The organism is Candidatus Tumulicola sp. (assembly GCA_036490475.1).
GTDB lineage: Bacteria > Vulcanimicrobiota > Vulcanimicrobiia > Vulcanimicrobiales > Vulcanimicrobiaceae > Tumulicola.
Window position 1 is genome coordinate 107,721 of record DASXDT010000006.1, and the last position, 24,608, is coordinate 132,328.

Sequence of the window (24,608 nt, forward strand, 5' to 3'; positions counted from 1 at the left end):
CGCTAGCAGTGCTCTCAGGGCAGCGTGCCGATGACGCTCGGCAAGTTCTACTCGTTGGAACGCGGGTTGTAAGCGGCGCCTTTCACCGATGCGCTGGGCGTAAGACCGTTGTTGTAGCTGTATAAGAATGTGAGAGCGGTCGTGCTGTACTTATACACGTCGATCTCGCCGGCTACGTAATTCGCCGTCGCAAATTCCGTTGACTTTTGGTTAAGATGGCCCCAGAACGTTTCGCCGTGCAACGAGAACGGGCCGCCGACGACCGTGCAAGCCGGGTTGCATCCTGAGTAGATCATCAACGCTCCGATGTTGTTGGCGGAATTATCGATCGCAACGAGATGACCGGCGCCGTCGATGTCGAGGCCGCCCGGGCTGGTGTTTATATACCCGGTCGCAACGACCCCGGCACCCTTGCATTTCGCGAAGTAGACCAACTTCGGCGTGAACTGCGGGCTATATGCAGATGCCCAGCAGTCGCCTTTCGGGTCCATAGCAACGCCAACCATCTCGAAGATGGCGGGATTCGTCAGGTTGACTTTACAGCCGCCCTTCATCGTACATAACGAGACGCTGCCGTCCTTGCTGTCGTTGTCCATCATGTTCGCAACGGCAATTTTGCCGGTAAGCGAGTCGTTGCTGGCAGCATCCACCGGTTGTCCGTACGGATCGCTAGTCGACGCGGCTCTGGCTCCGCACATGCCTGGGCCTTTGAAAATAATGATCGAGCGGCTGCCGCCGTCGGGATCGATCACGTTGCCTTTACCGTCGACGGCCACCCCGTTGAGGTACAGCACGCCCGGAATGCTGCATGCCGGCGGCTCATTCTTCTTGTTGTTACTCTTGTACGCTAAGATGCTCGTGCTGTTGAATTGGCTGACATACAGGCCGCTCTTCATCGCGTCGGGCGCTTCCAGGGCTGCGATGATGCCGGCGCTGGAATACTGCGGCGCGGTGGCGGGGGCACTTGGCGAAACGCCATTGCCCGCACAGCCGGCAAGAAATCCAATGGCGACTGCACTGAGGAACGTCGCTAACAAACGCATGCCAAATAAGCTCCTTGAGGGGAATCGCGGTCGCTAGGTAACCGGATTCAGCCACGTTCCGTCCATTAGCCGGCGCTCCTCGCAGCAAAGTCTCACGTTAGTTCCATCGGGCGGCCCTCTGTCTTGGGGTCGGCAATAGGGAGCGAATCCGGTCGGCATGTAGCCACACATCGAGCGAAGCGGGCGCAAATCTGCGCCCGCTCTGCTCTGCAACGATTCATTCGTCTATCCGGGATTTTGCGGACTACATTCGGTCGCGCTGTTTTGTTTGACAGAGGCGGCGCCGTGTCTCTGTCAAAACGTGCGAATGTGTCAAAGTCGGCCGCTGAGTACAAAGTGCAGCAGCGCCATCACGCCGCGGCACTTGGCATGTGCCAAACGTGCTGCGCCGTCAAAATAGCGCCGGGCCGATCGACCTGCTCGAAGTGTTCGGCGGATGCTTCGGCGCGAACGATGCGCCGGCGACGGGTTCTTCAAGCCAAGACCGAAACGCAACGCGGCGTCTCGACGTTGGAAACGCTCGGTGACACGTATGCCGGCGACGGAGCCTACCATGCAGCGCTAACGAACTACCAACGCGCCTTGGATCTCTCCGCGGACGACCCGGCAGCGCATGCGCGGTTGTCGGTCAAGGCCGGTAACACTGCCTTTCATCGCGGAGTCGCAACCGATGTCGAGAGCTGGTGCGATGCTCCGCTCGAAAAAGCCGAGCCGGACGCGCGTGGCGCTGCCCATCTCAACATGCAGATTCGTACCCTCTGGTCGAGCTCTCGAACGGCAGACATCGTACCGCTTTCCAAACATCTGCTCGATTTCGCAATGGCTGTCGACGACGACGACCTGGCTCTCAATACACGCTTGTCATTAGCGATGGTTCTTCACTTGTTGTCTCGATACGACGAGTCGAAGTGTTATCTGCACGCGATCGACGAATCCGCCTTACCCGACGATCCCAAAGTGCTCTCCAAATACCATCGGGTGTGCGCGTTAGCGTTCACGTCTTCGGGCAACGGCGAGAAGGCGCTCGCGAGCTTCACGAAAGCGCTGCACTATGCCGAGCAAGATCGAGATCCATACGCGTACATTAGCGTCCTGCAGTCGCAGGCATTGTGCGCCAGTATACTCGGGCAGACCGAACGCGCTGCCGGCTTGTACCTTCAAGCGTTGACGGCGGCACGCGATAAGAACCTCGGCTGGATCGTCGCGTGCATTTCGCTCGAATACGCACGAGAGCTTAGTCGCCAGGGAAACCGGCATTTGGCCCACGCATACGTGAGCCAGGCGGCAATGGAAAAGAATCGCCCGCCCGTTTTACTCGAAGCGTTGGCAGAGATCGGAATACCGATCGCTCTCGAATGCAACGATGCACACCTTCTCCGCCAGTGCGCCAACGAGGATGCACTGACGTTCGCGTTTCGGTCGGGTGAGCCGCCTCGCCTCGGCCCGGTCGCGTCTTCGTTCGCCCGTTATTTCCACCGCAACGGACAGCCGCAAAAGGCTCGAGAGGTGCTCGCCAAAGCATTAAAGCACGTGAGGCACGCGGACGAAGCGTGCGATCTGCCCCTTGCGATCGCCCAGTTCGGCGACAAGCGCCACTTTGGGCAGGCTCGCGAGACGCTGCGACGCCGAATGCTGCTGCCCCATTCCGAAGTGGCGATCGCGCATTTACATTACTTTGAAGCGATCGTCTTCGATCGCGAGGGCGACGCAGAAGGATGTGCGCGCGAAGCGACGGCCGCAGCCGGCGTCTTTCGAGAGCTCCAATGGAGCAGCCACGAGCTGGCGGCAACACTTCTTGCCGCCTCCGCGCATGGTGCCCGCAACTCGGTCGATGCATCCACGAGTTCGTCGATTCCGCCCGAGCTGACGTTACGAGAACAAAGCGTCGTTCAGTTAGCGACCGTCGGGCTGTCAAATCGCGAGATCGGCCAACGACTCTCCATCTCGGCACGCACGGTCGAGTGTCATATGACCTCGATCTTACACCGATTGGGCCTGCGTTCTCGCCATCAACTACTCGAAGCGATACGGCGCTAAACTCGCTACGGGTTTCCACGATTGTACCGAACCGCCGGGATTGCTACATTTAAACCCTAGAACCCACTGGAGGCGACCCTCAAGACCGTTGTTCACGAGTTGGACGATCGATACTTTTCTGGGAGCAAACCAGTGGAGCAGAAAATGGTAGTCCGACTTTATGGCTATATCTCGCAAACTCTATGCCGCGCTCGGCGCGTCGGCTACGCTAGCAATGCTAGCGGGTTGCTCCGGCGGTAATTCGCCCGCAGCGCCTCCCGGCGCACCAGGCTCCACCGGGCAGTCCGTCCACCGACAATTTGCGACCACGGCGCGCACCGACAACAGCCTGCTCCCTCCAGGCATCGCGCGAATCACGCACGAGCCTATCGCAACGAAAAGTTTTATGGATCCGCGTGCAGCGGGTAAGCCCCTCATCTTCGTGTCCGACGCGGCCAACGGTGTTGTCGATATCTATCCTCAGGCCGGAAAGAACCAGAAGATGGTCGGTCAAATCACCGGGCTCACGCAGCCGCAGGGAATTACCACCGACAAAGCCGGCGATCTGTACGTCGCGAACACCAACAGTTCGAACGTGCTCGAGTACGCGCCACCCTACACCGGCGCACCCAAAATGACGATTAACGACCCGCACGGGTTTCCGGCAGACGTAGCGGTCTCCAGCACCGGAATCGTCGCCGTCACGAATATTTGTAACGCCCCGAAATGCCAGATCGCCAGTGGCAACGTTGTGTTATATGCCAAGGGTAGCGCGAAGAGCTGCGCCACCGTTTCCGATACGGCGTTCAACTTCACGCGCGTCATGTTCGCCGAATTCGATAGCAAGGGCGTGCTGTACGTCGATGGCATGAATGGCGGGTACCAGACATCGTTCGGGCTCGTCACGGGCGGCTGCAGCGCTACGGCCCTTACGTATTTGAACTACGTCTATACGGTGAGTTTTCCGGGCGGCATTCAGATCGATAAGGCGGGCAACATCGCCTTTTGCGACGAGGCCAACTTCGTCGTCGATACATTCGCCCCGCCGGTGAACGACGCGTTCGGATCGCCGACATCGGTCATGCCGATAACGGGATCGACCTTCCCGATCGGCATCGCTCTACTCGCATCGGGTAAGAGCCTCTACGTTGCCGACTCGGGCGGCTCCGGCGTTGCCAACGAGTATAAGTACACCGCCGGCGGCGCGGCCGAAAACTCCATCGCCGTCGGCGGCCAGCCGATCGGCATCGCGGTCACCCCATCGCTCTCGAAGGACAAGAATTAAGTGCGGCATTTACTAGTACTTCCAAAGGCCGTAGGCACGGCTGCGCTTCTTACATTTCTTGCGGCTTGCTCGGGCGGCACTTCTCAAACCCCCGCGCTATCCAGCTCTGCACATACGCTTGGACAGGCATCCGTTCGGCAAGGAACGATTTCGCCGCGTTCACCGAATGCGAGCCCCGGTTACATGCGGGCGATGAACGCCGGAACGCACCTCGTGTACATGGCGAGTTGGGGAACTGGTTCCGTCGTCGATGTCCTAACGATGAGTGGGCAACAGGTTGGACAGATCGCAAACGGATTGTCTGAGCCCGAGGGCCTGTTCGTCGACGCCAAGGGAAACCTCTGGGTTGCAGATATCAGCAACGTCCTAGTGTACCCACACGGCGCTTTATCTCCAAGCAAAACGCTCTCGGATCCGGTTGGTTATCCGGTCGACGTAACGGTCTGTCCAAATGGAACGGCGTATGTCGCAGATCTGTACGTCACCAGCAACGGCAACCAGTCGAGTATTCAAGGTTTGCGCACGGAAGCACCAAGCCGACGGGTAGCCTCACGTATCCGACCGACTTCCGAAACCCGTACCTAACGTGCGACGCTGCCGGCAACGTTTTCGTGGCGGTGTTGACAGCCGATTCTGTCGGCGCCGGCCGCGTCGTCGAATTCCCGCACGGTAAACAGTCCGGTGCGAAAGACCTCGGTATTACCCTGCAATCTCCCGGCGGCATCAAGCCGGACAATGCAGGCAACTTACTCGTGAACGATTTGGTCGCTCAGACGATCACGGAATACGCTGAAGATGGCTCGCCGACCGGTCAGTCAATCGCGACCGGCACACAAGTCGAAGGCATCGCGGTAAGCGAGAACGGTCGCATCGTTCTTGGGGCGGCCGAGAACCTCACCGGGCCATATGGGGTTTCCTGGTCGTTCCCTGGCGGCAAGCAACTGCGTACGTACACATGCTGCTCGCGCATCGGTCCTCCGCTCCAAGAAAATTATGACGACGCATTCTACCCGGGCCAAAAGGGCATCTAAATACCCCGGGCCGGCAACGTATCGTGAGATGAGCAAAGCGGGTGTAAAGCCCGCTTTGCTTGTCCGCTACAGTAGCCGTTCGAGCATACTGCCGCCGTTCTTTAGACGATTCGTCGTCGCCGATCCGGATGCAGTACCGAGATGATATTCCAATACACCCGATTTTGTCACCGGACCAAAGTTTGTGCACGTAGCGATCTTACCGTTACCGTTTCCCGTTATCGTGCCGTCAGCCGGATGCCTTCCGGTGATCTTGAACGTTTCGGCGAAGGTCCAAGTCGTCTGTCCACTGATGGTGAAAAAATTCCATTCGCCTTTGACAGTAACGGTGCCAGGAAGCGGACCTTTGGCCGTGCCCTTTGCATGGAACGTGACCGTTCCAGTTCCCGATATGCAAGACTGTTTCTGGACGGTCGTGCGCTTCGATGAAAGTACCTCGCCGAAGGACGCGGCAACCACGCCGTCACCTACGAGGTTCGCGACCGGAACCGCCGGCTCGGAAGGCGCTCCGTTCGAACAACCGGCGACTATCAGTACGACGATCGCCGCGGACGATGAAAGGCGTATGGCTTTCATGATCATCTCCCGTGATGTGTAGCTGGTCACTCCGTTGGAGGAGAGAGTGGGATTCGAACCCACGGAACGCTCGTCACGTTCTGCGGTTTTCAAGACCGCCGCATTCAACCGCTCTGCCATCTCTCCACGGCTCCGCAAGTAGTTACTGCTTGCGGGTTTCCGAGCTTCTTAGCTTCTCACCGCATTACGCCTCGACCTAGCCATGCGAACAAACTTGCAGCCTAGTACGGAGAACTATTCTAGAAACTTCAGCTCTACCGGCGAGAGGTTCTTTAATTTAGACGGATCGAAATGCGGTCGCGGCTTAGAAAGAATGTAGGCGGAAACGTCGGCCGCTTGCTGATCCGTTAGCGTTCCCGCGCGCCCAAGCGGCATGTTCGCGTGCACGAAACCGGGCATCAGGCGAGCCATCCCAGCACGGTCGTTGAATGAAGTCGGTCCCCAGAGCGGCGGAAAGTTGGCGGTTTGGTTTCCACCACCGTTCGAGCTGTGGCAGACGGCACACTGTGCGGTGTAGATCGCCGCACCCGATTTCAGATCGGCGGTCTTCGGCGCAGCGTAAGACCGAACCGGCGCGGGAGCTGGGCCGACTCGCGCGCCACGCGAAAGAAATGCAATGTAGGCTTCGATCGCAATGAGATCCGGGCCGTAATACGACGGCGGTTTGCCGTTCATGCTGAAGAAAAAGCACTCCGCGATGCGATCGCGCAGCCCGACGAAGTGTTTGGTGCGTCGACTAAACTGCGGATACTCACCATAGATCCCGGCGAGCGAGAGCGGTCTCCCTGGCCGGTCGCCGAGTAGATGACATGACGCGCAATTCAACTGTGCCGTCACGTTGCCGGGCAATAGCTGCTTGGTGTTTCTTACCAGGTCCTGGCCACGCTGGATAATCAAACCGTCACGGCCCGGCGGCATCGTCGACGCTTGCACGGTAGGCGCCGATGTCGAAGGCTTGCCGCATGCAACAAGCGCAGTCGCTATGACGATCAGAGCCAACTTGAGCGTAGTCATCCGCGTCCTTTTGCACCGGTCCGCCGGCCGCGCAGACCGATTACCCATCGCCGGACTTTCCCCTATTGATCGCACGTTGGTTGCATAGCCTTAGCTGCGTGGACGCAGGGCGCCGACCGTTACCGCGCCGAGGGTGACGATCGCCATTGCAAAGGCCAGTGTCCAAATCAACGGCTGTGGAATGCCGGCGCGTAGCCCCGGCGAACGTTCACTTGTAATTCCAGCGAGCCGCGCCGTGGCAAAGGCGCGAGGGTTGTCATGCTCTAGTAAGGTGCCGAGGTCGTACGTGGGGGCTTGCGCGTGGGTAGATCGCGTGAGCGCATACGAGCTTCCTGAGCGAGCGACGAAGACGATTACGCGCCGCGGACCGAAGATTGAGACGCTAAGGTTGGGCAGCGGCGCATCATTTCCGTTTGCGACCTCAGCCCGCACGTAACGCGCCCCGGCCTCCGGTATGGAAACGTCAAGAACGGGAGCGCCATCGGCAAAGCGCTTAATAGGGCCACCGCCGGCAAAGTCCCAGTGTTCCCCGTCGTTGCTGGTCTGGATCGATACGTCGCGCGAGAATTCGGCCTGCGTCGTACGAAAGCGTATCCGCGCGATGCGTGTGTTCGGCGTGCCGAGATCGAGGGTTACGACCGAAGTCCGGTCTTCGTCGCGCCAAGCGGACGTAGCAGAGGCATCGAGTCTTTTCATCGCTTCGGGCACCGTCGACTCAGTGGAGACGAGCGTTGCAGTATCGATCGGAAACAGCGCGTTACCATCGATAATTCGGATGCGAATCCAGCGTGCCCGAGACGGTAAAAACAACACCGTTTGGGATCCCGGATCGCTGGAATCAGCGACGCGGTAGATCAGCGCCTCGTTACGAACCTCACGCCACGTTGACCGGTCGTCTGAGATCGCGACGTCGACGCGATCGAAATACGTGTTACGCGGAGTGTCGATCGAGACGCCGGAGTAGAGCGTCCCGCTGTTGCCGGCATCGACGAGTGCTTCGGTGTAGCGGCCCGGCACGAATCCCGCGTCGCTGAGGATTGCCTGCCGCGCCGGAATCGCTGCGCATTGAGGATCCACGACATAGGGCGTTTCATTCCCTCGATCGTCGATGACACGCAGATCGTCGTAGTTGCCGTCGGGGCCAGACTCGATTTGCTGCGGTAACTCGAGCAACGCCCAGCTGGGCCGCTCGCGAGGTGCGATTGCGATCGCACGAGCGGTATTCGCCGAAAGGACGCCGGCGAAGAGCACGGCGCCGATCACGGCTGCGGCTCCTCTGCGGGTAGGCGGCGCTGATAGGCATACGAGACGCCGATCAACGCGACACCCACGAGCACGGCCGAGATAACGCGGTAACCAAGATCCAAGAACGAGAGATCGAGCAGTACTACTTTGCCCGCCGTCAGGATGATAAGACCGAGTCCCTCCCAGCGCATGAACGAGTCACGTTTGTAGAGGCCGCAGCCGATAAGAATCGCGGCAAAGATCGCCCACAAAATTGAGAGTGTGGCGCTCGAAGCTTGCAATGTTCCGCCGTAATAGGCTACGGAGTTCCACGCCTCAGCCGACAGCGCGAGCAGAGCAATCGCGTGGCTGGCCGTGCGGAGCGTCCGCACGATCGTTGCGTCGTACTCCGACGTGCCGACGACATCGATGGCTCGTGCGATTGCGTACGTCGCGACAAAGGCTGCGGCGCACGCAGCGAAGCGCTCGTTGAGGATTGGACGGATCGAGAGGATTGGATGGATCGAACCGTAGCTGTTGTACAAGGACGCGTCGCACATTACATCGAGTGCTAATAAACCGAGGCCCGCGATTTTCAGAACGTTATCGCCGAACCGCAAGCCTGCGATCGTTAGAACCGCTGCCTCCGCCGCCCAGGCGACGCTTACGAACACGGCCTGATCGAAGGCGGCGGGAATGGCGAACGTGAGAGCGGCGACTGCCAGCCACGAGTGATAGCGCGACTTCAGAACGATCGCCGCGCCGAGGTGCGCGATCGTTAGCCCGATCAGTATGGCAGCGAGCAATGTCCGGTGCTCCGGGAACAACGAGGCTTCCAAACCTACCAGAAGACCGCCGAGCGCGACCGCGCTAACGATCGAGCGGAATGGATCGAGCGAGCCGCGCACTTTCGTTACGATCCATCCTGCGAAAGCGAATGTCGCGTAAAGCCCGGTGTAGATGATCGCCCGTTGCATGTCGTCGAGACTCTGCGCGTGCGAGAAACTGCCAAGCATGTAGAGCATCGTGCCGCCAAGCGCGATGGGAGCAATGATGCGAGTATCGATCAGTTCGGCGAGCAGAAGCAAGCCGACATCGAGCACGCCAACGTATGCCGCCAGCATCCATTGATCGGCACTTTGCGTCCCGGCCAGCATCGGCGCAAGAAAACCACCAATCGCTGCGAGGATTCCCAGACGCTCACTGCGTCGACGCCAGGCTAACGAGGCGATCACCGCATTGACGGCGACCATTCCAGTCAGGGCTAACGCGGGCGATGCGAGGTGGAACAGCGCATTCGAGGCGTAGAGCGAGAGAAACTCGATCCCGATGCCAAGCGCGGTGATGCCCTCGGAGAAATACAGTTGGCCTTTATTGGCAAGGCGCTGAGCGTAGACGATTGCGACAGCCCCGGCGACCAAGCCGATTGTGACGCGAAGGACCGGCGTGATCCAGTCGTGATCGAAGGCTACTTTCAGGAAGAATGCCGTGCCGATAAAGACGAGCAGTAACCCCACAATGTGGAGCCATCGGCCGGCCAATAACGCCTCGAGGTCACCTCCCGTCAATGCGGCTCTTCCAACCGGTGCCGCCTCGAGGGCCGGGGGTTCGACCATTTGCGACGTCGCGGCGACCGGCGGGGCTGGCTCCCCCATCTCTGTGGGGGCCTCTTCTAGGGTTGCGCGAGCGCTAGCCGCCGCAACGGCGGCGCGGAGATCCCGTCTGATCATGCCGAGGTCCGTCTCGACGATCGAAAGCCGCGGAATCAGACTCTCAAATTGGGTGGTTTCCATGAAACGTACTCCTCTGTAACGAGTGCACGTTCAGGCTAGCCCTTTCAAAGCTCGGAGGCGTCCGTAGTCCTACGGATGTTGCTCCGGAGGCCCGGCTGGGGGTTGCATTCGAACTCCCCCACCCTTGAATCCCGAATTGATCTCGCGCCCAGACGTCGAGCGGCGGCTCCGAAATGCCGTCGAGCACACGCCGCTTACGCTGTTGCACGCGCCGCTTGGCGCGGGGAAGACGGCGGCGGCGAAAATGGCTTTTGCCGGGACGCCCGGAGTCGTTTGGATGGAGGCGCGCCCTTGGCACCGAGATGCGTTCATCCGTGGCGTCGTCGAAACGGTCCGCGGCGCACGCGCGAATTTCGGGCGCATGACGCTCGGCGCTCTAGATGCCGGCGCGAGCGCGGCTCACATCGGCGGAACGTTCGCGACGGAACTCGCCCACATCGATGAGCCCTTAACGCTGATCGTCGACAACGCTCACGTCTTTACTGGCGAACCTGGCTTCTCGCACTTCGTCGATGCGGCCGTCAACGCGCTTCCCGCCGGCGCTCACATTCTCGCGATGGGCAGATCGCTTCCGGACATTACGCTCGGAAGAGTCTTCCCGCGTGGCAAGGCGCAGATCGTAGACGGTGACCTACTGGTTTTCAACAGCGAGGATATTCGCGCGCTCGGGCGCCATTTTGGGCGCGAGATCGACGGCGAAACGATCGCTGAGATTGAAAAGAGCACCGAAGGGTGGGCGGCCGGCGTTACGCTCGCGGTTAGCGGGCAACGCATTCTCGTACCGACAGCAAAGGGGCCACGCAACGCGGCGGAAGTCTACCTTACGAAGGAGCTCTTGTCACGTCTCGATCGGCACGTCATCTTTTTTCTCGAGCGGGCGGCGGTATTCGAGACGCTCGATCTGCGAGTCCTAGATACGATCAATGCATTCGCTGGGGCTCGCGATCTGATCGCGAGCTTGCGCCGAGAGGGCGCGCTGTTGAGCGAGATCGGCCCCAATTGCTATCGCTTACATCCGGTGTTACGCGAGCTGGCCGAACGGCGGCTACATAAACGCGGCGCGGCGGGTGCGGCCCATCGCGACGCCGCAGAAGCGTACATTCAGGCGGGTGAACCCGCGGCAGCCCTTTTTCACGCCGACGAGAGTAGCGACCCCACAACGGCTGTCGCGTTTCTACGGAATCATGCAGCAGCCTTAATCGCCACGGGCGATCGCGTCCGAGTGCGCGGCCTAGCGACCCGCATCGATCCCAAGGGGCCCGATGCCGGCGTACGCTGGTTCGTCGACGCGCTCTTGGAAAAAGCCAGCGGGTCCGCCGATGTGCGCGCTACGCTTTCACGCGTCGTCGATGCTGCCGATGCATCGAACGATGCTACGATCGCATTTCAGGCTCGTGCCCAAGCCATCGAGCATGACATTGGGCATCTGGTCTCCGTCGACGACGCGATGCTGGACGATCTCGCACGACGCGCAGAGCCGCTGGGTCTACCTGCGGTAGCAACGACGTTGGTGATGCGCGGGTGGTCTCGAGCTATCGGTCACGACTTCGTTGGCGCCCTTGCCGCTGTTGCTACGCTGGACGTCGGCGATGCGGCGGTGCGGTTCAACGTGGATGTTTTACGCGCCTACGCACAGACGTCGCTTGGCCAAGTCGATTCGGCCGAGGAAACGCTCGACGCGTTAATTGGCTTGCTTGAGAATGACGATCAAGTGGTTCTCCAAACGTTGACGCTTGTATGGTTCGCGCGTCTCGGGCTGGTCTGGGGTCAGACTACAGCGGCAAGTGATGCAGCCGCACAAGCCGAACGGCTTGCTGCCGCTCTGGATCTACGAGCCGAAGAGGCCGCATTATACGTAGCGCTCACGGAAATCGCAACGCACAATGGAGACGTCGATGCCGCAATGCGCTATGCAGAGCGCGCGAAAAGCCGCTCCGGCCAAGCATGGTATGCCGGCGACGTTAGCCGCGTTCGGGCGTTTGCCGAGATCGCGCTGGCGCGCGCGGCGTTTCTCGGCGATGACTATGCAGTCGCGCGAGAGCTCGCAGATCGCGCAGCGGCGCGGATCGATTTTCCACCGGTACAGCGGGCCGCTGCGCTGGGCGAATCTGCAATCTATACTCTGCTATGCGAGCCTAGTGCTGCGGCAACGGCGATCGCTCGCGCTCGCGAGGCACTATCGATAGCTTCACCCTCCGATGCTGCCGACGCGGCGACGCTCGCCACTGCCGATGACCTACTGGCATTCCTCGATGCAGCCAATGGTGTCGTGCATGCTTCGCTATTGACCGGCTGCGAACGTTTTGCATCGCTCATCGCGCATCGTCGAGGTTTGGTAACCTTGGAACACGCCGGTATCGCCGTCGGAAGCGCTCGGCGCGGTAGGAATAACAGCTCGGTTGCCTTTGACGCTACGCTCGAACTCCTCACGCGAGACGGTCCGCGTTTCGAAGCTCGGCTCGCACGTGCCTACGCATCGTCGTTCATGAAACCAAACTCTACGCAGCCCGTCGCGCCGGATTTGCATCTGACGCCACGCGAGCGAGAGATTCTCTCGCTGCTCATCGATGGCTTAACGAACAAAGAAATTGCAGAGCGGCTGATCGTAAGCCCCCGCACCGTGGAGACGCACGTCGAGCGTGTCCTCGGAAAGCTCGAAGTTGGCTCGCGCTCTCGCGCAATTGCAAAGGCGATACGACTTGGTGTACCTTCGCTCGATAGCCCGGGATGAGCGGCGTTACCAAGGTTTCCGATTTGGTACGGTTTGGCGGCGGTTTCCCTGCAATTCCTGCCACGATCGATATCGGCCGAATCCGACGTACTGCCCCATGGAGTAGAAGTCGTAAACTCTAAGGACTAGAACCTGAGGTTTTTCGTGTCACAGGTGGAGCTTCTGCACCTTTGCCGAAGAGTGCCACGAAACCGGTAGATCCCAACTCGACGCGAAATCACGAGGCTCCCATGGCATGACGCCGACAGTTGTTGCTCCACGATCGCCGCGATTCTCCATCGTCATTCCAGCGCAAAACGTCGACGAAACCGTCGTTGCTTGCGTCGAACGTTATGCCGACGCGTTTGCCGATTCCGAAATCATCCTTGTTCTATACCGCCAGGCCGACCCGGCGTCCGATATCATCGAACGTATAACCGCCACTAAAGGCAACGTCGTCGGCCTACGCGTCCCCGATGGAGTCGGCAGAGGCGGCGCCGTTCGCGCGGGCATCCTCGTGGGGCATGCAGACATCGTCGGATATGTTGATTCGGCCGGATCGACGCCGCCCAGCGAGATGCGCCGTCTATGCGAGTCGATGGGTGACAACGACGGCGTTATCGGGTCGCGCTGGCTGCCCGCGTCGAAGGTTTCCGGCAGCCGGCCCCTACGCTTGAAGATCGCGAGCCGCAGCTACAACCTGCTTGTTTGTCTGCTCTTCGGGCTTCGCTACTCGGACACGAAATGCGATGCCAAGGTTTTTCGCCGCGCGGCACTGGATCGCGTTATGCGTGTGGTCGAGACGTCAAATATCGCGTTCGATGCCGACATACTATACGCAATGAAACGCCTCGATATGCGCGTGCACGAAGAACCGATCTCGTGGACGGAAGCACCGGATTCGCGCTTAAAGCTTTTGCCCGCGTCGCTGCGCTCGTTTGCCGCCGTCGTACGCCTCCGTCTCCATCACTCGTTTTTGTCGGGCATCGTGCCGTTGTACGACCGCGTGTTTCCAACCAATCCGGTTCGGTTACGCGATAACTTACGGATTTTGATAATCAACTGGCGCGACCCTAAACACCCGCAGGCCGGTGGCGCTGAAAACTATCTCCTCGAGCAAGCCAGGCTCTGGACGCAGTGGGGTCATCACGTCGAGTGGATCAGCGGAGGATTTCCGGGCGGCTCTTCGCGTGACTCAATCGATTCTATTCCGATACGACGCGTCGGAAATTTCATGACGGTGTACGCGGGCGTACCGTTCGTGTACCTCAAAGAGTTTCGCCATCGGTTCGACGTCATCGTCGACTCGTTCAATGGACTGCCATTTTTCTCGCCGTTGTTTTCGATGAAGCCCAAGGTCTGCATCCTCTACCACGTTCACCGGGAGCTTTTCAAAAAGCACCTGGGAGGATGGTTGGGTAACGCGCTCGCGTGGTGTGAAGAAACGTTCGTTCCGATGATCTACCGCAAAGTGCATTTCGTGACGATTTCACAAGACACGCGCCATGAAATGCTCGCGGTGGGAATCGGCGATTCGAGCGCCGGACTCGTGCGCTGCGGCGTGGGCTCCGAACTCGGGCCGGGCAGCAAATCCGACGTTCCGACCGTTCTGTATCTCGGAAGACTCAAGGCGTATAAACGCGTCGACGAGCTCATCGAGATCTTTGCCAACGTGCGAAAAGAGATGCCGGCGGCGGTTCTTCGCATCGCCGGAACGGGCGACGCGCTGCCGACGTTGCGCGCGCTGGTCCAGCGCCTAGGGCTCGGTGACTCTGTGGTCTTCGAAGGGTTCGTCGATGATGCACGCAAGCTCGAGTTGCTGCAAGGCGCGTGGGTGATGGCCAGCCTTTCCGAAATCGAGGGATGGGGCATCAGCGTGATCGAGGCTAACGCCTGCGGTACGCCGGCCGTCGTTCACGACGTTCCAGGACTGCGCGAAGCGATCGTCCACGGCACGAGCGGTCTGATCGTTCCGGACGGGCAAGACGTTGGAGCGGCGATTCTGCGGATTCTGCAAGATGCGCCGTTGCGCGCCGCCCTCGAGCGCGGATCGTTGGCTCGCGCACAGACGTTCTCGTGGGAGATCGCCGCGCGAGAGATGTTGTACGAGATGATGCGCGCGATATCGGGCCTCGAAGTTCGCGGCGTGGACTTGGACCGGAGGTGGACGTTCTTCGGCGCCGTCGGAGGCCGCAACTCATCGAGCCTCCTCGATACGTACTCGCTGCGACAGTAACGGGAGCGCCCACACCCTCCAGCATTTGGCTCGTACGACGATGCAATCGCGTTGCGCGGCCGGGAAGGAAGCCCAGCACTCGGCGCAAAGGACCAATGACCCTATGTCCCAAGCCCTTACGCGCCGATTATCCGGCTGGAACGTCGCATTGCCCGTCTATGCAATTGCGGCATTCATCGGTCTTGCAGGTTTGCTGTTGCAGCCCGGGACCGTGGGCCATCACTGGGATTGGCTCATTCCATCGGACCCCATGGAATTGCGTCACTTCGCCCAAACATCGGCTTCCGCGTGGCAAGACTTTGCCTTCGGATCGTACGTAACATATCGCTACGGAACGACCTTAACGAGTTTTCTATTAGGAGCGCCGGGCTTTATCGGACTAGGCGGATCCTTCGTCACCAAAGCGTTGCTCGTCTTCAGCGTCTTCACTTGTGGAGCCGGCATGCGGTTCTTGCTGCTGACGCTCGTACGGACCGAGCCGGACGAACGCGACGGCCTCTATGCGACGTTATGCGGATTACTGTATGCGCTCGCACCGTTTGCCTACAATCAGATGATCGCCGGTGACCAAAGTGCGCTGATCTCTAACGCGCTCAGCCCGATCGCGATCGCACTTGCCATCCGTGCCATGTCCGCTCAGGGCAGGATGTGGTGGGCATTCGCGATCGGCTCGGCACTGCTGCTCATGCTCGTCGTTGCATCGGCGCAAGTTTTCTTGTTCACCGCCGCGATCATGTGGATCGTTTGCCTCGTGCTGTGTAGGTCGTGGCGTTCGGTTTTACGATTAGCGGCCGTGACGGCCGGCACGATTGCGCTCTGTTCCTTTTGGATTCTCCCGGCATTTCTGGGCGGTGGGGCCGTGCACACCGTCCTGCAAACCGCTTCGCCGGACCGTGCGTTTGCAACGTACGAACAGTTTACCAATCCGATTTTGACGCTAACGACAATTGGTTTCCCGGGCGATTTTTATCTGCGCGCATTGGGGTCTTCCGGCCGCGCGAGCGTTGGTGCCGTTGCGTTTTTTGCAGCCTATGCCGTTCTAGGAGTGCTTTGGATCGCGGCGTTGATTGCGCGCCGCTCCACGTTGTTGATCGTACTGAGCGCGATATTTGTATTGGCGGCATGCCTGCCGCTAGGCGGCAATCCGATCATCGGACCGCTCATTCTGACAGTCTTCAAAGCGCTGCTGCCGTACAGTCTCATCCTTCGAACGCCGCAACACATCATGTTCGTCGTTACGCTGATCTTCCCAATTTTAGCGTTTCTTTCGGTACGCGTTATTCCCGCGAAATATTTTGTCGGATCGCTCGCGGGCGGTGCCTTGGTCGTGCTGGCCTACAGTCAAGGATTTCTGTTTCACAGCGATTTTTTCGGCCTGCTCGGGCCTTTTCCTGAGACCTTGGGTGAGGCCGAGGTCGCACAAATTGATTCCAGAACGTGGGATCCGCAGTACCGGACGCTGTTCGTTCCAAACGATGGCAGCTTTTATTTTCACCGGGCGATTTTTGATTACTACTTCGAAAGCGGCGACGAGAGCCAGGTCCGATTTCTCCCTAGCATGACGATGGCCGCGGGGTCGAAGTGGACTCCGTACGACGGCGCTCAGGCCGAGCTCAAAGCCCTCGACGAACTCATTCCCGACGGGGCCGATCCATCGATGCAACATCTGTTACTGCAGATGGCGGGGATCAAGCACATCGTCGTCCATCAGATCGGCGTACCCGGCGCCGGCGTACGACTCGCCGGCAACAATTCCAGACAGTACCTCGAAGCTGCGCTGCAGCGAAGCGGCGTGGCATCGCTCGAGCAATCCTTGGGCGATCGCACGCTCTGGAGTTTCGCCGACCCCGTGACGCGGGCGTACGCGCCCGACTGCGTTTTCGGCGTACCGCCGCAAGCGGGTCCGTACGACATACTAGCGCTGGGGCACGCCGCCGCGCCATGCGCACGGCCAGCTGCGATTCCCGCCGACAGTACCCAGCGTTCGCTGGAGGTCTACCCGTCGTCGATGTTCCGTACGAACCCGGCGCCCGGTATCCCGTTAGGCGATCTGAAATCGAACGTCCAGTTTGTCTCGGCTTCACGTCAAGGCTTCGTCACAACGGTGCCGAGTGGCGTTAACGACGTAGAAACCGTAAAGCTTTCGCAGATGCCGGCCAAGGCGACCGGCATATCGATGCGCATGTATTCGAGCGGCCCGCGCCGCGTGTGGGTGCAGCTCTTTGCCCCCGACGACAGCAACTACTACCAAGCTATGGTCGATTTCAGCGGCAAAGTGCAGGACGTCGTGCTCAATTTCTCCATATTCGGGCGGGTCGGTTACCCGGAACGCAACGCGATCCGTGTCGCTCGTTTTGTGTCCCGCAACGATCAGCCGCGTGACGAGCAGATGTATCTGGGATCGGTCCGCTGGGTAACCCACCCATCGCATTCTAGGAACGCTAGCTATCTGGCGCTCGCAACGAATCGCTGGGACCAATACTATTTCGGCAGCGATCGGCCGCACGTATTGTTTGAAGCATTGCCCGGGATGGCCCCGGTATACACCGCCATCAGCGTAGCGCGTACGGGCAATTACGCCATTTTCGCTCACGTCCAAGAGTATCAACGCCCACTGTCGCTGCAAGTTTCTGTCGAAGGAAAGTGGAGCCCGTGCTCTCCTAGCCGTTCGGTTGCCGACGTGTCGGAGCGCTTGATTAGTCTAACGCAGACCCGGCTGACTGCCGGTACGCACACGATCGGTATGCGTTACTGCAGCATCCCCCCGCGCCCTCGCACGCAAGACGTCGGGGTGCAATCGTTGATTGTTGCCGCAGCCGGCTTGGCTCCGCCCGCGCAATGGTCGACGGGCAGCGTCGACACCGACGTTATCGATCAACGGGGCGGAGCCATCGTGCTGCAGACCAGTTCTCACCTGGTGGTATTGACGGATGCGTTCGACGATCGTTGGACGGCTGAGCAGAACGGCACACCTCTGGCGCACATTATGGTCAACGGCTACGCGAACGGCTGGCTCGTGCCCGATCCAGGGGCTGGTGGCGTCGTCGTGACCTTCGCGCCGCAGCGCTTTTTTACGCTCGGAATGAACATTACGTTCATCCTGATATTTCTTGGACTCGGCGCAATCGTGCTCATTCTCATCACACGCAGGCAGACGGCCGTCGCGACACCCTAACGATCTTTTGGAGGTATTGCATGCGATCCACACACAGGTTGGCTCTCCTCGTTAGCGCGTGGTGTGCAGTTGGGGTGCTCGCAGGCTGCGCTCCACAAACACAAAGCTCGCTGCCCGTAACGAGCTCGACGGAGCAACCCGCGACGCCTGAGGCAAAGACATCGCCCCCATCATGCAAAGGGCAACAGACAACGAAACAGTACGCGACGGTTGAAGAACAACTGCAAGCGGCGGGCGGCAGAGCTTGCGTTCCGGCCTTCGGCGGGTTCGGTGGGAAGATCGCTTACCCGAACCTCAATCCGTCCATCGACGTGACGATTACAAGTAGCACGACCAACTATAACAATATGCCGAACCTGGGCAGCGGAACGCCGATCCTGTACATTCAGCTCAGCATCTCGGGCGCAACGTCGTTCGGGCAGACACTACCGGCGGGCGGCGCGCTTGTCGGCGCCGGCATCGTCCCAAAGCAAATTTATACGGCGTTCGGCCAGGCCTCCGCCTTCGGATTCAAACAGAACCTGACTCCGTGCTATTCGCGCGCTGGAAAGAGTACGTACGGCGGCAAACTCGGCGGCTTTGGAAAACTGCTCGAGGGGCAGAGCGCTCCTAGTGCGGCCACCGCCGTCGTGGAAATCTATCCGGGAAAGCAAGCCTCGCTGAAGTGCTAATGCGCGAGCATTAGGTACCCGAATAGAGCGGCGCGCGCGTTCCGTCCGACCAGTGCGAGACGGGAATAAAAAAGCACGTCCACGGTTCTGGCATCGTATCGCGTGCGTCGAAAACGATGGGGGAGAGAAGGCGATCGGCTCCCCAGCTCGCTCCGGCATTTGCGCTGTCGGCCGCGGACGAAAATATCATTACGTGCGAATACCAAGCCTTTGCATCGTCGTTTAAGTATTGCGATTTGGACATCATGTATGCCATCGAGCCGGGAGCCGGCACCGGTAACCTGTGATCGGCGATCTCCGCGACGATACGAGCTTGGATCTGCGACTTGCTCGCGCCCGCTACCGCCATCTTCGTTCGTTCGAACGTATATACGAGCACCGTGCGCGCTGCGGCGGCGTTGTAACACGTGGGCGCGCGCATCGCGGTACTCCAAAAGTTTGGGGCTGCGAACGGCTGCATCCACCCTCGCTCGACGATACAAACGAAGCCATTTCGGCCCTTCTGCGCGACGGCGTAACCGTGGGCTCCCAAAACCATGATGGTCGCGTACTGCGAAATCGACACCGGCGCGGCGCTTCGCGCGAGCGCCACCTCAGCTCGCGCATCCACGAGATACTGCGAGACCGGGGCCATCGTATCGTTGCCGGCGGTCGCAGCAAGCGTAAGAACGCCGCAGAAGAGCGCGCAAACTCGAATTAGGATCGTCATCTATAAAGCCCCCCAGCTTCCTCGGTGCTCTGCTAACGTCCCAACCGGATGTTTTGCTACGCTGTCGGTACCGGGTTTCCGATTTCGAACATGAGAAAGCGAGGCCGCCGCTTGAGCCGTAAGAACAGGCCCGGGTCGCGCCACAATAGGTGCGTAGCCGGCTGAGGCACTGCGGTCCGGCGAAGAACGAAGCCTGCATCGGCGATCGCTTGAAGCATCTGGGTCAACGGGCGATAATAGCACGACACCTCGAACCCGAACGATGGCCAACGTTCCTTTACGAGGACGCATTCGTTCGAATCTATACCTGGCGGTGCTTCGTTGGGGTGCGTTACCGAGAAAAACATCGAACCACCGGGCCGTAACAACGAGCGGCAGTTACTAAGACCGCCTTTCCAATCTTTGACGTAATCGAGCACGAGGGAACAAACGATTACGTCGATTGCATTACGTTCGACCAATTCGAACGGTTCGCGAACATCGTGCACGCGAATGCGAGCGCGCCCCTCGAGGCGCGACGCCGCGATGGCGGCAAGCTGCGGGCTTGCATCGATACCGGTCAGCGTTCGAGGGTTACGTTCCGCGAAAAGCGCCAACAGTGTGCCGGCGCCGCAGCCAACGTCCATAACATCTTTGTCCGCAATATCGCCGACGAGATCGAGCATCGAAGGACGTTCGTACGAGGCGTTATACGGCGATCGCTCCGCATGCCCGGCGAACGCCAGAGCGCGATCGACGTACAAATGGTCGTTCAAACGGGGTTGCGGCACAGAAAGTGTTCGCCGGGCTAGATGCGCTTCGCTAATTCGGGTTCGCGCCGGTGAATCGGGTGATGCGAAGCCGCTAACGTGCCGCCGCCTCCACCGCGGGCCGTCGCGACGATTTCGGCGACGATCGAAAGTGCGGTTTCGGCGATCGTAACGCCGCCGAGATCGAGTCCGGCTGGCCCGTAAATGCGGGCGATGTCGGCTTCATCAAAGCCGTCTTCTTGCAACGCATCGCGACGCGAACGTTGCGCGCGGCGGCTCCCCAGTAATCCGACGTACGGAGCACTGCTGCGCAGACCGCAACGCAACGCCGGCAAATCGATTTTCGGATCGTGCGACAGCACCACCAACGGTGTCGTCTCACCGAGCAGTATGGGCAGTACGTCGTCCGGCCACGCGACCATGATTTCATCGACCGCCGGAAGGCGATCGCTCGTCGCAAATGCGGCTCTGGGGTCGATCGCGAGCGTCCGAAAATCGAGTCGTCGCGCAAACTCCGCGAGTTCGTTTGCCAATGCCGTCGCCCCGACGACGACGATCGTCCGGCGTTTCGAAACGCGTAGGTGAAACACGCCCCTACTTCCATTTCGTCCATCGGGTACGTCGAAATCGGCGTCGTCTCTGCCCTCGGCGGCGCGTTGCGCAAACGATGCAAATGCTTCATCCGGCTTCCACACGCTGATATCGAGGGAGCCGCCGCATCCGCTGCTGCCGGTTAGCAGGTCGTCGCCGCTCAGGTCGATCGTTAGATCGCGTACCCTCCCGTCGACCGCGGTCGCACGAGCGGCCTCAACGATATCCGACTCATAGCAGCCCGCACCGACGTTGCCGACGATGCTTCCGTCGAGCGCGATCGCCATCGACGTGCCGATTTCGGCCGCTGCGGCGTCACGCCGCCCGACCAGCGTCGCGATCGCAAACGGAACGCGCGAACGCTGCCACGCGAGCGCACGCGCAAAGACCGCGCGCACTGCCGGCGCCTACTTCTGCTCGGGCTCTTCCAACTGTCGGCCAGTCAGCAGCGGGAGCAGTGTCTCGGCTTGCGTGATGAGTTGTTCGCCGGAAATCATATCGGTCGCATCGGCGTCCACGACGCCGTCGCGGAGTTGGTCGATGCCTTCTTCGACTTGGGATTCGGGATCGTTGGGCGGTCGTTCAGTCATGTTCGTATACTTCCCCAATTATGAAAAGTTAACGGGGCGACACGTCGCACGTGCCGCCCCGCCTGGTTTATTCCAGAATAACGACCGGCGTTAGAACGCCTTGTAGCCGTTCGGTGAACCCCAGCCGCCAGGGCCGGAGTAGTTGCCGTATTGGCCCGTACCTGCCGTGCACAGATAGCTTCCGTTACACGAGCCATCGCTTCCGGCTAAGACAGGGTAGAGGTGCTTCTGGGCCTTTTTGGTCCACAGCTTCTTGCCGCCGTTCTGCTTCGTCGAATTTCCGGCTGCACCGAAGATCCCGCCGATGAGCGGTGACGAGATGCTCGTCCCGGCGACGGTAAACCAGCCGCCTTCGTTATAGGTGTCGTACTCAGCGACTTCTTGCGCCACGGCCGAAACGTCGTTGGCCGTGCGGTTCGAACAGCCAGGGTCCTTTTGCCATGTCGGTTTCGGTTCCGAGGAGCAGCCGGCACCCGAGTCGCGCCAGATCGTCTCTGAGTAGCCGCGCTTTCCTTTGGCCGTCAATAGGACCGTTCCACCGACGGAAACGACCGAGTCGTAGCTCGCCGGGTATGCGATTCCGTAGCCCGCATCGCCCGCGCTGGCGACATACGTGATGCCGGGTTGATCGAAGTCGCTGCGAACCATTCCGCCGCCGTCGTAGCTGTTGCTCACGACCGTAGCACCGAGTTTGACTGCTTCGGCTTCTGCTGCGCTAAGATCGGCCGAGCTGTTCGAGTTCGCCTCGACCAAGTAGATCGTGCACGCCGGGCAACCGACCGATACCATTTCGATATCGAGATCTTCTTCAAGAGCCCAGCCGGTGTTGCCGGCCGGATAGTTGCTCGTCTGCCCCGTCTGATTGTACTTCGTAAACGTCGGGGCCGGAATACTGAAGTACGAACGGTATGCAGCCAGGTCGCTCGCCGCGTTCGGATTATCATACGCATCGACGATCGCCACGATCTGACCCTTACCGCCGGTCGGCTTCAGGTTGTACGCCTGGAGGATTTCGGGCGCGGTGATACCGGCGACATCGGGTCGGACTGCCGGTCCAACGAGAGCGTCGCACTGAGCCTGGTTGATGCGGCTGCCGCTGCATGCGGGGTGGTAGCTCGTCATCGGGAACACCGGCGTGCTATGCGCGCCGGCCGGCAAACTGGCGCCCGCGCCGCTCCCGGATGGCAGCGTAGAAGTTCCAGCGTTGGAGCTGCACGCCGCGATTGCGAACATAGCCGCAATTGGCATCGCCCGCTGAATGAAATGGTTCACAAGAGACCTTTCTATAGCCTTAGCAACGTATTCTTGAGGAGGGGACCCTTTCTTCTCATCGCCACGAGGTTTGACCTACTTCGGAGGGGGCGGTGAGCCGGCGTGCAGCGGGCCATCTGTAGCCGAACGATGGATAAGTGGAAACGTGCTGATTCCGGCGGCGGTTCGTATGGTTGAAACGTCGGCGGTAAGGGTTTTGATTGCCGCGTTTTCGCTGGGACATTGGAGATCGGGTGAGGTCCAGTCTTGCCATGTGACGTGCGTCGAGGAGCCGAACGAAGCGCTCTTCATGCAGGCTCCTTCGGTGCTCGGTGCCGCCTTAGCGGCCTTCAGGTCGGTGAAAAACTGGGCCGCCTGCTTTGACGTCAGAACGAACGTATGGACGCTGCTTTGTACGATGCCCGCGCGATTTTGCATGACGGACGACGCACGGCCGCCCGATTCTACCGTTATCTTGAAGCCAAGCGTATTCGTCGATCCGGAGTTGAGGATCGTCGCTTGGTCCGTGGGCGCCGGCGTAGCGGCGATAACGGCAGCCGCGGTTGCGGCACAGGCCACGCCGATTGCTGCCGCGATGTAGGCCATCGTCGATGCGCGCATCTAAAATGCTCCCAGGCCGTTCGGCGATCCGAGGCCCGTCGGCCCATCGTAGCCGACGGCGGCTTGGCAAATGTATCCGACTGACGACGCGCAGCTTCCGGTCACCGGCGCGTACAGATTATTGCCGCTCGTGATGTCGTATAAGTGCGTTTTGTTCTGCCAGACGTGCTGCGGCGCGTTAATCGACTTGCCGTTGCCGGCGCGTGCGAAAATTCCCGCGATAATCGGCGTCGATGCACTGGTTCCGCCGAACGCCGTCCATCCGCCGTATCCGCTAAAGTAGACCGCGACCGGCGTCAAAACGGACGCTTCGGCAGCGACGTCGGCCTCGGACCGGTACTTACACTGTCCGTCGGTTTCCCAGGACGGCTTTTTCACGATGGTGCTGCAGCCGCTGCCGGTTCCACCGCAGCTTCCGCTGCACTCGTTGTCGGCAAGCTCGTTCCACACGGTCTCGCTCCAACCGCGGTTATTATCGGCGTGTTTGAGCAGCGTGCCGCCCACACACACGACCGTCGATAGCGAGCACGGTTGCTGCGGTCCGCCGCAGTCACCGAGGCCGCCGCCCTCGTCGCCGGCAGCCGCGACGAACACGTGCCCCGCAGTAGAGAACGTCGGGTTTGACCCCTGTCCGCCACCGCTGCACGACTTATATTCGCTTACACCGTATGAGTTGCTAATAACGATTGCACCGAGCTTGACGGCTTCGCCGACCGCAGCGTACAAGTTTGACGTCGAGTTGTCATTGGCTTCGATCAACAAAAGGTGACAGGCCGCGCACATCGCCGATGCCATGTCGAGATCGAGCGCTTGTTCTCCCGACCAACTTACATTCGCAGGCGGCAGTTTCGTGCCGCCGGTTTGGTTGCGAATCTTCAGACAACTGCTGTTCGTGGTGCAGGCAGATTCTTTGTAGTACGAACGGTAGGCAGCGAGATCGGCCGATGCGTTCGGATAGCCGTAGGCATCCACGATCGCGATCAGCGTCGGGTGGCCGGTAGGCAATGCGTAAGCTGCGATCAGATCCTTCGGCCCGTACCCTGCGTGCGTCGTGTTGGGGTTCAAGTCGTTGGCACGCAAGTCCGAGCGTTCCAGCGCAAAACAGCGCATTTGGCCGACTCCCTGCACGGGCGGGCAGACGCGATTGACCGCATCCGGCCGAAGCAGCGGGATCTCACCGCTACCGCTTGCCGCGAATCCGGCGCCGGACGCCTGTGGAACGATGCCGCCACCGCCTTGACACGCTGCTAATGCGATTATCCCAGCCAGCGCGAGCATGCGAACGGAGAAGCGGTGCATCGGGACCTCCGAAGGGTTCTGCAG

20 protein-coding genes and 1 tRNA gene are annotated in these 24,608 nt (G+C 60.1%); 8 read left to right on the top strand and 13 right to left on the bottom strand.

Annotated features, from left to right (window positions below; all coding sequences use genetic code 11):
* Positions 1–47: 47 nt before the first annotated feature.
* Entirely contained in the window at positions 48–1,043 is a 996-nt protein-coding gene (locus VGF98_08150; protein ID HEY1681590.1) for a hypothetical protein, read from the bottom strand.
* Positions 1,044–1,496: 453 nt separating this feature from the next.
* Here VGF98_08150 and VGF98_08155 point away from each other — a divergent pair, with 453 nt between their 5' ends.
* The 4 genes from VGF98_08155 (at position 1,497) to VGF98_08170 (ending at position 5,375) form a co-directional block, all read left to right on the top strand.
* Entirely contained in the window at positions 1,497–3,080 is a 1,584-nt protein-coding gene (locus tag VGF98_08155) for a LuxR C-terminal-related transcriptional regulator (protein ID HEY1681591.1), read from the top strand.
* 385 nt (positions 3,081–3,465) lie between these two features.
* Positions 3,466–4,344: a hypothetical protein gene (locus VGF98_08160; GenBank protein ID HEY1681592.1), complete on the top strand. Its 879-nt coding sequence runs from the start codon at positions 3,466–3,468 to the stop codon at positions 4,342–4,344.
* A 183-nt stretch (positions 4,345–4,527) separates the two neighbouring features.
* Positions 4,528–4,929 carry a hypothetical protein gene (locus tag VGF98_08165; GenBank protein HEY1681593.1) on the top strand — a complete coding sequence of 134 codons (402 nt, stop codon included), beginning with the start codon at positions 4,528–4,530 and terminating at the stop codon, positions 4,927–4,929.
* A 26-nt stretch (positions 4,930–4,955) separates the two neighbouring features.
* Entirely contained in the window at positions 4,956–5,375 is a 420-nt protein-coding gene (locus tag VGF98_08170; GenBank protein HEY1681594.1) for a hypothetical protein, read from the top strand.
* Between the two features lie 66 nt (positions 5,376–5,441).
* Here the strand turns inward: VGF98_08170 and VGF98_08175 are convergent, their stop codons facing one another.
* The 5 genes from VGF98_08175 to VGF98_08195 form a co-directional block, all read right to left on the bottom strand.
* Positions 5,442–5,951 (bottom strand): hypothetical protein, encoded by a 510-nt coding sequence (locus VGF98_08175; protein ID HEY1681595.1) that lies wholly within the window; start codon positions 5,949–5,951, stop codon positions 5,442–5,444.
* Between the two features lie 35 nt (positions 5,952–5,986).
* Positions 5,987–6,077 (bottom strand) — tRNA-Ser (locus VGF98_08180).
* Positions 6,078–6,185: 108 nt separating this feature from the next.
* Positions 6,186–6,965 carry a c-type cytochrome gene (locus VGF98_08185; GenBank protein ID HEY1681596.1) on the bottom strand — a complete coding sequence of 260 codons (780 nt, stop codon included), beginning with the start codon at positions 6,963–6,965 and terminating at the stop codon, positions 6,186–6,188.
* Positions 6,966–7,055: 90 nt separating this feature from the next.
* Positions 7,056–8,228 carry a DUF3999 family protein gene (locus VGF98_08190; GenBank protein HEY1681597.1) on the bottom strand — a complete coding sequence of 391 codons (1,173 nt, stop codon included), beginning with the start codon at positions 8,226–8,228 and terminating at the stop codon, positions 7,056–7,058.
* On the bottom strand, positions 8,225–9,982 hold the full coding sequence (locus VGF98_08195; GenBank protein HEY1681598.1) for a DUF2339 domain-containing protein: 1,758 nt from the start codon (positions 9,980–9,982) through the stop codon (positions 8,225–8,227). Before VGF98_08195 ends, VGF98_08190 begins: the two co-directional genes overlap by 4 nt.
* 124 nt (positions 9,983–10,106) lie before the next feature.
* On the opposite strand from VGF98_08195, the gene VGF98_08200 reads away from it, so the two are divergent.
* The 4 genes from VGF98_08200 to VGF98_08215 all read left to right on the top strand — a co-directional run bounded on the left by VGF98_08200 (position 10,107) and on the right by VGF98_08215 (position 18,774).
* Positions 10,107–12,713: a LuxR C-terminal-related transcriptional regulator gene (locus VGF98_08200; protein ID HEY1681599.1), complete on the top strand. Its 2,607-nt coding sequence runs from the start codon at positions 10,107–10,109 to the stop codon at positions 12,711–12,713.
* A 235-nt stretch (positions 12,714–12,948) separates the two neighbouring features.
* Positions 12,949–14,928, top strand: a complete 1,980-nt coding sequence (locus VGF98_08205) for a glycosyltransferase (protein HEY1681600.1) — start codon at positions 12,949–12,951, stop codon at positions 14,926–14,928.
* A gap of 103 nt (positions 14,929–15,031) precedes the next feature.
* Positions 15,032–18,103 carry a hypothetical protein gene (locus VGF98_08210; GenBank protein ID HEY1681601.1) on the top strand — a complete coding sequence of 1,024 codons (3,072 nt, stop codon included), beginning with the start codon at positions 15,032–15,034 and terminating at the stop codon, positions 18,101–18,103.
* Positions 18,104–18,141: 38 nt separating this feature from the next.
* Positions 18,142–18,774, top strand: a complete 633-nt coding sequence (locus tag VGF98_08215) for a hypothetical protein (protein ID HEY1681602.1) — start codon at positions 18,142–18,144, stop codon at positions 18,772–18,774.
* Positions 18,775–18,784: 10 nt separating this feature from the next.
* Here the strand turns inward: VGF98_08215 and VGF98_08220 are convergent, their stop codons facing one another.
* The 7 genes from VGF98_08220 to VGF98_08250 all read right to left on the bottom strand — a co-directional run bounded on the left by VGF98_08220 (position 18,785) and on the right by VGF98_08250 (position 24,584).
* Positions 18,785–19,483 (bottom strand): hypothetical protein, encoded by a 699-nt coding sequence (locus VGF98_08220; protein ID HEY1681603.1) that lies wholly within the window; start codon positions 19,481–19,483, stop codon positions 18,785–18,787.
* A gap of 56 nt (positions 19,484–19,539) precedes the next feature.
* The gene (locus tag VGF98_08225; GenBank protein HEY1681604.1) at positions 19,540–20,253 is read right to left on the bottom strand and encodes a class I SAM-dependent methyltransferase; all 714 of its coding nucleotides are present in this window, start codon (positions 20,251–20,253) and stop codon (positions 19,540–19,542) included.
* Between the two features lie 17 nt (positions 20,254–20,270).
* Positions 20,271–21,221 (bottom strand): XdhC family protein, encoded by a 951-nt coding sequence (locus VGF98_08230; GenBank protein ID HEY1681605.1) that lies wholly within the window; start codon positions 21,219–21,221, stop codon positions 20,271–20,273.
* 9 nt (positions 21,222–21,230) lie between these two features.
* Positions 21,231–21,413, bottom strand: coding sequence for a hypothetical protein (locus VGF98_08235; GenBank protein ID HEY1681606.1), 183 nt, complete (start codon positions 21,411–21,413; stop codon positions 21,231–21,233).
* Positions 21,414–21,503: 90 nt separating this feature from the next.
* Positions 21,504–22,685: a hypothetical protein gene (locus VGF98_08240; protein HEY1681607.1), complete on the bottom strand. Its 1,182-nt coding sequence runs from the start codon at positions 22,683–22,685 to the stop codon at positions 21,504–21,506.
* A 75-nt stretch (positions 22,686–22,760) separates the two neighbouring features.
* Positions 22,761–23,285 carry a hypothetical protein gene (locus VGF98_08245; GenBank protein HEY1681608.1) on the bottom strand — a complete coding sequence of 175 codons (525 nt, stop codon included), beginning with the start codon at positions 23,283–23,285 and terminating at the stop codon, positions 22,761–22,763.
* Positions 23,286–24,584 carry a S8 family serine peptidase gene (locus VGF98_08250; GenBank protein ID HEY1681609.1) on the bottom strand — a complete coding sequence of 433 codons (1,299 nt, stop codon included), beginning with the start codon at positions 24,582–24,584 and terminating at the stop codon, positions 23,286–23,288. It abuts the gene before it with no gap.
* Positions 24,585–24,608 lie beyond the last annotated feature (24 nt).

Bases quoted from the DNA above. Each gene is read 5' to 3' on its own strand.
- VGF98_08150 (HEY1681590.1), bottom strand. From the start codon at position 1,043: ATGCGTTTGTTAGCGACGTTCCTCAGTGCAGTCGCCATTGGATTTCTT.
- VGF98_08155 (HEY1681591.1), top strand. From the start codon at position 1,497: ATGCGCCGGCGACGGGTTCTTCAAGCCAAGACCGAAACGCAACGCGGC.
- VGF98_08160 (HEY1681592.1), top strand. From the start codon at position 3,466: ATGGATCCGCGTGCAGCGGGTAAGCCCCTCATCTTCGTGTCCGACGCG.
- VGF98_08165 (HEY1681593.1), top strand. From the start codon at position 4,528: ATGCGGGCGATGAACGCCGGAACGCACCTCGTGTACATGGCGAGTTGG.
- VGF98_08175 (HEY1681595.1), bottom strand. From the start codon at position 5,951: ATGAAAGCCATACGCCTTTCATCGTCCGCGGCGATCGTCGTACTGATA.
- VGF98_08185 (HEY1681596.1), bottom strand. From the start codon at position 6,965: ATGACTACGCTCAAGTTGGCTCTGATCGTCATAGCGACTGCGCTTGTT.
- VGF98_08195 (HEY1681598.1), bottom strand. From the start codon at position 9,982: ATGGAAACCACCCAATTTGAGAGTCTGATTCCGCGGCTTTCGATCGTC.
- VGF98_08205 (HEY1681600.1), top strand. From the start codon at position 12,949: ATGACGCCGACAGTTGTTGCTCCACGATCGCCGCGATTCTCCATCGTC.
- VGF98_08210 (HEY1681601.1), top strand. From the start codon at position 15,032: ATGTCCCAAGCCCTTACGCGCCGATTATCCGGCTGGAACGTCGCATTG.
- VGF98_08220 (HEY1681603.1), bottom strand. From the start codon at position 19,483: ATGACGATCCTAATTCGAGTTTGCGCGCTCTTCTGCGGCGTTCTTACG.
- VGF98_08235 (HEY1681606.1), bottom strand. From the start codon at position 21,413: ATGACTGAACGACCGCCCAACGATCCCGAATCCCAAGTCGAAGAAGGC.
- VGF98_08245 (HEY1681608.1), bottom strand. From the start codon at position 23,285: ATGCGCGCATCGACGATGGCCTACATCGCGGCAGCAATCGGCGTGGCC.
- VGF98_08250 (HEY1681609.1), bottom strand. From the start codon at position 24,584: ATGCACCGCTTCTCCGTTCGCATGCTCGCGCTGGCTGGGATAATCGCA.